At 63.5% G+C, this 8,128-nt stretch carries 6 protein-coding genes; 3 read left to right on the forward strand and 3 right to left on the reverse strand.

Going from position 1 to position 8,128, the window contains the following annotated elements; genetic code table 11:
* Nucleotides 1-104 precede the first annotated feature (104 nt).
* On the reverse strand, nucleotides 105-776 hold the full coding sequence (gene deoC, locus LAN64_01605; GenBank protein ID MBZ5566524.1) for a deoxyribose-phosphate aldolase: 672 nt from the start codon (nucleotides 774-776) through the stop codon (nucleotides 105-107).
* Nucleotides 777-1,085: 309 nt separating this feature from the next.
* Here deoC and LAN64_01610 point away from each other — a divergent pair, with 309 nt between their 5' ends.
* Together LAN64_01610 and LAN64_01615 are read left to right on the forward strand one after the other, a co-directional pair.
* Nucleotides 1,086-1,919, forward strand: coding sequence for a M28 family peptidase (locus LAN64_01610; GenBank protein ID MBZ5566525.1), 834 nt, complete (start codon nucleotides 1,086-1,088; stop codon nucleotides 1,917-1,919).
* Between the two features lie 149 nt (nucleotides 1,920-2,068).
* On the forward strand, nucleotides 2,069-2,989 hold the full coding sequence (locus LAN64_01615; GenBank protein ID MBZ5566526.1) for a TerC family protein: 921 nt from the start codon (nucleotides 2,069-2,071) through the stop codon (nucleotides 2,987-2,989).
* 7 nt (nucleotides 2,990-2,996) lie between these two features.
* On the opposite strand, the gene LAN64_01620 is transcribed toward LAN64_01615, so the two are convergent.
* Together LAN64_01620 and nadB are read right to left on the reverse strand one after the other, a co-directional pair.
* Nucleotides 2,997-5,156, reverse strand: a complete 2,160-nt coding sequence (locus LAN64_01620) for a M13 family metallopeptidase (protein MBZ5566527.1) — start codon at nucleotides 5,154-5,156, stop codon at nucleotides 2,997-2,999.
* Entirely contained in the window at nucleotides 5,153-6,730 is a 1,578-nt protein-coding gene (nadB, locus tag LAN64_01625) for an L-aspartate oxidase (GenBank protein MBZ5566528.1), read from the reverse strand. Before nadB ends, LAN64_01620 begins: the two co-directional genes overlap by 4 nt.
* Nucleotides 6,731-6,888: 158 nt before the next feature.
* Here nadB and aroB point away from each other — a divergent pair, with 158 nt between their 5' ends.
* Nucleotides 6,889-7,995, forward strand: coding sequence for a 3-dehydroquinate synthase (aroB, locus tag LAN64_01630; GenBank protein MBZ5566529.1), 1,107 nt, complete (start codon nucleotides 6,889-6,891; stop codon nucleotides 7,993-7,995).
* Nucleotides 7,996-8,128 lie beyond the last annotated feature (133 nt).

An 8,128-nucleotide genomic window follows, 5' to 3' on the forward strand; every position in this document is an offset into this window, starting at 1 on the left:
CATTTCAGCCAGCAGCACGCTTTCTACAGTGGATGGAAATTCCCGATACGGCCACAGGTCACCGAAAACCAACAACCGATTAACCGAGAACCGAAAACGCATTCCTAATACGGCGCTCCGAGTTTCCGGCAAATCGCCACCGAGGCGCTTGCGCCAATGCGATCCGCGCCTGCCGCGACCATCGCCTGCAAGTGGTCGGCGGTGCGAATTCCTCCCGCCGCCTTCACTCCCGCCAGATTGCCGACGTGGGCGCGCATCAGCGCGACATCCTCCACCGTGGCGCCGCCCGAGGAGAAGCCCGTCGAGGTCTTCACGAAATCCGCGTGTGCGGCCAGGCTGAGCTCGCATGCAGCAATCTTTTCCTCGCGTGTCAGCAGCACGTTTTCGAAAATGACCTTCAGTAGCCCGCCGGCGTCGTGTGTTACCTCGGCGAGGGCGCGAATGTCGCTCTCCACCCGCGCGTGGTCGCCCGACTTCATGGCACCGATGTTCATCACCATGTCAATCTCGTCGGCTCCGAGGCGCAGCGCTTCCACGGTCTCGCAGCGCTTCGCGCTAGTCAGCGTCGCGCCCAGCGGGAAGCCGACGACCGTGCACACCTTCACCGGCGTGGGCCGCAGGATCGCGGCGCACAGCGGGATCCAGTAGGCGTTCACGCACACCGAGGCGAAGTCGAAACGTGCCGCCTCGCGGCAGAGCTTCTCGATCTGCTCGCGCGAGGCTTCCGGCTTCAGCAGCGTGTGATCGATCATGCGGGCAGCCGCCTGCCAGCTCATGGCCGGTGCTGCCTGGGAAACCAGGGTCGCCATAGGATTTTCGATTCTACTGGATTTCGCGGCGTGGCATAGTGATCCACTCTGCGGAATGGTTGCCCCACCCTTGTCTCGCCCGGCTTTGGCGAGACAGGGTAGGATGTCCACGCGCTCAACCTGTTATCCTGATGCGCGGCACGTCGCATGATCACCCTGTACCCGCGCTTGAGCACCGCCGCATTCGCGTTCTTCATCGCGCTGGCCTTCACGTCCTGCAATCGCGACAGCCCCCGTGCCGCGGCCGCCGAGCCCGCGCAGATACCAGCCCCGCCCATGAGCCAAACCGTCTCGTTCCCGCACGTCGACGGCCAGCGCGCGCTGCAGTACACGCGCGCGGTTGTCGCCTTCGGCCCGCGATGGGTCGGCAGCCCTGGTCACGCGGAAACCCAGGCGTACTTGCGCAAGGAACTGAAGGACGACAATCTCCAGGAAGACTCATTCACAGCCGCCACGCCCGCTGGCAGCCTGCGCATGACCAACTTCGTCGCCAAATTTCCGGGCAGTAAGGACGGCATCATTGTGGTCAGCGGCCACTACGACACGCTCTACGGCCGCAAGGATTTCGTCGGCGCCAACGACGGCGGCTCTTCCACTGGGCTGCTTCTGGAACTCGCGCGCCAACTGCGCAACAAGAAACTCGAGGGCTACAGCGTCTGGCTGGTGTGGTTCGACGGCGAGGAAGCCATCAAGCAGTGGTCGCCGACAGATTCTCTCTACGGCAGCAGACACCTGGCCAAAAAATGGGCGAAGGACGGCACGCTGAAAAAAATCCAGACCTTCCTGCTGCTCGACATGATCGGCGACGCCGACCTGAACATCGAGCGCGAATCCAACTCAATGCCCTGGCTGGAAGATGTGGTGTACAAGGCCGCGACCGACCTCGGCTACCAGTCGCATTTCTTCGCCCGCACCAATGAAGTCGAAGACGACCACCTGCCGTTCGCTCGCGCCGGAGTGCCGGTCGCCGATCTCATTGACTTCGACTACGGCCCCAACAATTCCTACTGGCACGCGCCCCAGGACACGCTCGACAAACTCAGCTCCGAGAGCCTGGAAATCGTCGGCAGCGTGGTGCTGCGATGCATTCACCTGTTGAGCCAGGGCTGAGAGAGTCGGAAGTTAGAAGTCAGAAATAAGAAGTGAGGGCAAGCGCGTCGCCGAGCGTTACCTCTGACTTCTGACTTCCCCTGGTTCTCATCCGCGGTTTGTTAGGATTTCAGCCGCAGTTGTTCGGTACCAAGTACTCGGTACTCGCAATGAACGAACTGATCTTCTGGATTCTCTTCAACGTTTTCGTGGTTCTGATGCTGGTGCTGGACCTGGCGGTCTTTCACCGCAAGCCGCATGCCATCAAGTTTCGCGAGGCGCTGGGCTTCAGCATCATGTGGGTGGCGTTGGCGGCCGCCTTTGCCGTCTTCGTCTACTATTGGCGCGGGCGCGCCACGTCGCTCGAATTCGTCACCGGCTACCTGGTCGAGGAATCGCTCAGCGTTGACAACCTTTTCGTCTTTCTCCTGATCTTTCGCTATTTCCGCGTCCCCTCGAATTACCAGCACAAGGTCCTGTTCTGGGGGATCGTGGGCGCGCTGGTGATGCGCGGCGTTTTCATTCTCGCCGGCGTCACCCTCATCCGCCGTTTTCACTGGATCATCTACGTCTTCGGCGCCTTCCTCATTTACACCGGCACCCAGCTATTCCGACAAAAGGAACAGGACATTCACCCCGAACACAACCCAGTTCTGAAACTGTTCCGGCGCTGGATGCCGGTCACGCCTGACTACGTCGGCGGGCGCTTCACGGTGCGCCAGCCGGGACTCTACGCCACGCCGCTGCTCATGGTGCTGATCGTCGTCGAAACCACCGACGTGCTGTTCGCCGCCGACTCCATCCCCGCCGTGCTTGCCATCACCCGCGACCCGTTCATCGTCTACACCTCGAACGTCTTTGCCATCCTCGGCCTGCGCTCCCTGTACTTCGCCCTCGCAGGCATGATGGAGGCCTTCCACTTCCTCCATTACGGCCTGTCCGGCATCCTCATCTTCATCGGGGTGAAGATGCTGCTTTCCAGCTATTACCCCATCCCCACCGAGTACGCGCTGATCGTGGTCGGCGCGGTCCTTCTCATCTCCGTCGTTGCTTCACTTCTGGTCGCGCCCAAAGAAAAAAGAAAGACATGAGGTCCTTCTACCAAACCCGGCACCTCTCCTTCGGCGCCATTGGCTGGCCCGTCTTGCAATGGAAGGCCTCCTGGAATTCCGGCATGTTGCGGACCACGCCATTCGTCCGATACTTCGGCGGCGAGTGCGGATCGGTCATGGCGCGCATGCGCATCGCTTCCGGCCGCTGATTGCTGCACCAGCTCTGCCCGTACCCGATGAAAAACCGCTGCTCCGGCGTGAGACCCTCGACCGGCTCGAGCTTGCGCCCGCGCGTCTGCTCGCGCCACGCCATGTAGGCCAGGATCAGCCCGCCGACGTCGGCCACGTCTTCGCCCAGCGTGAGCTTGCTGTTGATCTTGACGTCGTCCACGATGGTGTACTGCGCGTACTGGTCGGCAATGCATTGCGCCCGCCGCTCGAATTCCTTGCCGTCCTGCGGCTGCCACCAATCGCGCAAATTCCCCTGCGCATCGAACTGACGGCCCTGGTCGTCGAAGCCGTGCGTCAGCTCGTGCCCGATGGTCCCGCCGGTGTCGCCGTAGTTCGGAGCATCGTCCATCTTGGGATCGAACAGCGGTGGCTGCAGAATCCCGGCAGGGAAGTTGATGCTGTTGTTCTGCGCGTCGTAATACGCGTTCACCGTCGGGGTGGTGATGTACCACTCCGTGCGATCCACCGGCTTGCCGATCTTTCCCAGTTGCCGCATGAACTCGAACGCGTACGCGCGCTCGCCGTTGCCCAGTGCGTCGCCGCGCCCGATCTTCAGCGCCGCGTAATCGCGCCACTTGTCCGGATATCCGATCTTGTTGACCACTGTGCGCAGCTTGGCCAGCGCCTGCTGCTTGGTCGGCTCGCTCATCCGGTCCAACTGCTGGATGTCGCGCGACATCGCCTGCTCGATCTGCTCCACCATATGGACCGTGCGCTGCTTGGCCTCCGCGCTGAACGCGACCTCCACGTACGCCTGTCCAAGCGCCTCCCCAAGCGCGCGATCGGTGTAGGTCACGCAACGCTTCCACCGCGCCTGGAGTTGCCGGGCGCCGGTCAGCGTGCGCCCGTAGAAGTTGAAGTCCTCCTCCACCAACGGCGTCGCAAGCCACCGCGCCTGCGCATGAACCAGGTGCCACCGCAAATACGCCTGCAGCGCCGGCATCGCCTCGCCGGCGATCAGCGCGTCCATGGCTTTCACAAAATCCGGCGCGGCGACATTCAGCGACGGCACGTCTTGTAAGCCATACTTGCCGAGGTAGCGGTCCCACGGAAACGCCGGGCTCAACGCCTGCAATTGCTGCCGCGACATGCGGTGATAGGTGGCCTTCGGATCGCGCCGCTGCACCCGCGTCATGGAGCCCTTTGCCAACGCGATTTCGATTCGCATGACCGACTGCGCATCCGCCGCCGCTACCTGCGTCGTCTCGCCCGTCAATTCCAGCATCTTCTGCACGTGCGCCAGGTACTTCGCCCGCAGCTCCTGAGACTTTGAGTCATCCTTCAGGTAGTAATCCCGGTCCGGCAGCCCCAGCCCGCCCTGGTCCACCTCCGCGATCACCTCGGCGGAATTCTTCGCATCCTGAGTCGATCCGAAGCCGAACAGCGCCGCCCGCCCGAAATAAATTCCGATGTCCTCAGGATGCGCGTGCGCCAGGAAATCGGCCAGCGCAGCCTTCGAGCGCAAGCCCGCAATGCGATCGAGATCAGGCTTCAGCGCGCCGGCGCCCGCCGCGTTCACCGCCTTCTCGTCCATGCACGAGGCGTAGAAATCGCCGATCTTCTGTTGCGCCGGTCCCCGGTGCGGATCCGGTGCCGCCGCATTCTCCAGAATCGACCGCAGTAGCTCGCGATTCTGCTCCTGCAGCTTCGCCGTCAAACTCCACGACGACTGGTCCGCCGGAATCGGGTTCATCTTCTGCCAACCGCCGCACGCGTAGGCATAGAAGTCCACGCACGGGTCCACGCTGTTGTCCATGGCCGTCACGTCCAGCCCGGGCGTGTATGTGGGCGTTGCGGTCTTGCCCGTATCCGGGCCAGGCGCTTTCGGCGCCAGATGCTGCGCGGCTGCAAGAGATGTCAGCAGGAATGCAAGAAGGGTAAGTTTTGCGAGTGTCACGCGCGTGCCTCTCAACGGAAAATTACGGGCGACTGCGAAGCTCCGCAAGGTGCAGCCATCGGCCACCGACGCTTTCATTCAAACCGAATCTGATCGCCCTTGACGATCGAATGCTTCTTGAATTTCGCGTCATTGTGCAGGGGATAATCGGTCCGGTAGTGTGCGCCACGGCTCTCCTCCCGCGCCAGCGCCGCGCGCGCAATCAGCAGCGCCACCTGGTGAATGTTCGCCGCCTCGCAGGCCGCCCGGTTTGCCGGCTGCAGCCAGCACTCGCGCAGCTTCTCCAGTTCGCGAATGGCATGCTTGAGCTGCGACCCGCTGCGCACAATCCCCACCTCGCGCCACATCAGATCCTGGATCTGCTCCGTCACTTGCTCTGTTGACGGCGCAACCGTTCGCTTGGGCGGGCTTTCTGCCTCATGCTCCGGCTGCGCGTGAAGATGCCCGCCGCCCCGGAACTCGTCGCGCATTTTCTTGGCCGCGCGCGCGCCGAAGACCAGCCCTTCGAGGAGGGAATTGCTGGCCAGCCGGTTGGCTCCGTGAACCCCGGTGCACGCCGTCTCGCCCGCCGCGAACAACCCGCGCAGGCTGGTCCGGCCATCGAGATCGGTGCGTACGCCGCCCATGGCGTAGTGCGCCGCCGGACGCACCGGCACCAGATCGGTGGTGATGTCCACGTTGTAATCCAGGCACGTCTTGTGAATGCGCGGGAACCGGCTCTCCACCTTGGCCGCGTTCAGGTGCGTGAGGTCGAGATACACCGCCGCATTCGGCGATTTCACCAATTCCATTTCGTGCGCGATGGCCCGCGCCACCACGTCCCGCGGCGCCAGTTCCGCCATCTCGTGATACTTCGGCATGAAGCGCACCAGCTCCATGTTGCGCAGGTACGCGCCCTCGCCGCGCAGCGCCTCCGACAGCAAGAATCGCGGCGCGCCCTTCACGTACAGCGCCGTGGGATGGAACTGCACGAACTCCATGTCGCTGATTTCAGCCCCCGCGCGGTGCGCCATGGCGACGCCGTCCCCGGTGGCGACGCCGGGATTAGTCGTCTCACGATATACCTTCCCCAGCCCTCCGGTGGCCAGCAGCACCGCCGACGCATGCACCTCCCGCCGCGCACACTTCTCATTCATCACCGCCAACCCGGCAACGCGCCCGTCGTGCACGCACAGCTCGGTGGCGAACTCGAACTCCAGCAGCGTGATGTTCTTCAGCGCCTCGGCCTTCAGCCACAGCGCCCGCCCGATCTCGCGCCCGGTGGAATCCCCATGGGCATGCAGGATACGGTTTCGGCTGTGCGCTCCCTCCCGAGTGAAGGCCAGCTTCGTCCCGTTGCGGTCGAACTCCGTGCCCCACGCGATCAGCTCCTCGATCCGCTCCGGCCCCTCCTCCACCAGCACCTTGGCCGCCGCCGGGTTGCACAGGCCGTCCCCGGCATTGAGCGTGTCCTGCAGGTGCAACCCAATCTCGTCTTCATCGCTCAGCGCCGCCGCGATCCCGCCTTGCGCGTATTGGGTTGCCGACTCCGTCACCTCGCGCTTGGCCAGCACCAGCACGCGTCCGGCAGAGGCCAACTCGATGGCCGCACGCAGCCCGGCGATCCCGGCTCCCACCACAACGAAATCGGTTGCTGCCGGCACGGATTTCATGGACGCATGATGGTACATCTTCGCCCCCGCGATAGTCAGCATCGCCGCCATCCAATGCGAACTACTCTCTTACTTTCCCGACTGCGAACTACCGACTACCTCTTGCCCACCTATCAGCCACGAGCCACCAGCTACCGGCGACGGGCCTCTGCGTTATCATGGCTCCCGTGCGGCAAGTCGAAGTCCAGCTTCCCTCCAATCCGTATATAGCGACCATCGAAACCGGCCTGCTGAGGCGTGCCGGAGAGCTTCTCCGCGCCGCTTTGCCGGAACGCACGCGCTACTTCATCATCACCGTGCCGCCGGTGAAGAAGGCGTGGGCGCGAATCCTCAGCACCTCGCTCAAGAGCTCCGGCCTGGCGCACTCGATGATCGAGATGCCCGACGGCGAGCGCGCCAAGACCCTGGACACCGTGCGCGATCTCGCCACCAGGCTCATCCGCCGCGACGCCGACCGCAAGTCCGCCGTCATCGCGTTCGGCGGCGGCGTGGTCGGCGACGTGGCCGCCTTCGTTGCCTCTATCTACATGCGCGGCATCGACGTGGTGCAAATTCCGACCACCTTCCTCGCGCAAGTGGACGCTGCCATCGGCGGTAAGACCGGCGTGGACCTTCCCGAGGGCAAGAACCTGCTTGGCACGTTCCACCAGCCGCGCGCCGTGCTCATCGATCCCGGCGTGCTTTCCACCCTCGCCGAACGCGAGTACCGCTCCGGCCTATATGAGGCGATGAAGTGCGGCATCATTCGCCGTCCCGACATCTTCAACTTCATGGAGCAGAACCGCGAGCGCATCCTGCATCGCGATTCCGGCGCACTCGAGTGGCTGATCGCAGAATGTGTGCAGGTGAAGGCCGAGGTCGTCGCCGCCGACGAGCGCGAATCCGGCCTACGCCGCATCCTCAACTTCGGACACACGGTCGGCCACGCCCTGGAAGCCGAAAGCGGCTACCGACATTTTCTGCACGGCGAAGCTGTCGCCTGGGGCATGGTCGCCGCTTCAAAAATCTCCGCCGCGATGCAGCGGACCGACTCCGAAACCGCGCGCCGCATCGTCTCCTCCGTGCTCGCCTACGCCTCGCTTCCGAAGGTCGAGTCCCGCGGCAAACGCATTGCCCGCCGCCTCGCCCACGACAAGAAGACCATGAACGGCGTCGTACATTTTGTCCTGCCCATCGAGGTTGGCAGGGTCGAAGTCGTTTCCGACGTCCCCGAGCGCGCCGTCGTCCGGGCCGTCGAAGAACTGCGCCACCTGTCGCGGACCTAGCAGCCCGTGGTGCAAGTCTGGATTCGTGAGCGGAAAGTACTGAAGTATCCACAGGCATAGTTCGTAGAATGTCGCGCATGTCGATGGGGACGCGCAAGCAGCGGGAGAAGCAAGAGGACATCTGGATTGCGCA

This window comes from Terriglobia bacterium, assembly GCA_020073185.1.
Lineage (GTDB): Bacteria > Acidobacteriota > Terriglobia > Terriglobales > Acidobacteriaceae > JAIQGF01.

Excerpts from the sequence above, each read along its gene's own strand:
- nadB (MBZ5566528.1), bottom strand. The coding sequence starts at position 6,730 with ATGAAATCCGTGCCGGCAGCAACCGATTTCGTTGTGGTGGGAGCCGGG.
- LAN64_01615 (MBZ5566526.1), top strand. The coding sequence starts at position 2,069 with ATGAACGAACTGATCTTCTGGATTCTCTTCAACGTTTTCGTGGTTCTG.
- aroB (MBZ5566529.1), top strand. The coding sequence starts at position 6,889 with ATGGCTCCCGTGCGGCAAGTCGAAGTCCAGCTTCCCTCCAATCCGTAT.
- LAN64_01610 (MBZ5566525.1), top strand. The coding sequence starts at position 1,086 with ATGAGCCAAACCGTCTCGTTCCCGCACGTCGACGGCCAGCGCGCGCTG.
- deoC (MBZ5566524.1), bottom strand. The coding sequence starts at position 776 with ATGAGCTGGCAGGCGGCTGCCCGCATGATCGATCACACGCTGCTGAAG.
- LAN64_01620 (MBZ5566527.1), bottom strand. The coding sequence starts at position 5,156 with ATGAAAGCGTCGGTGGCCGATGGCTGCACCTTGCGGAGCTTCGCAGTC.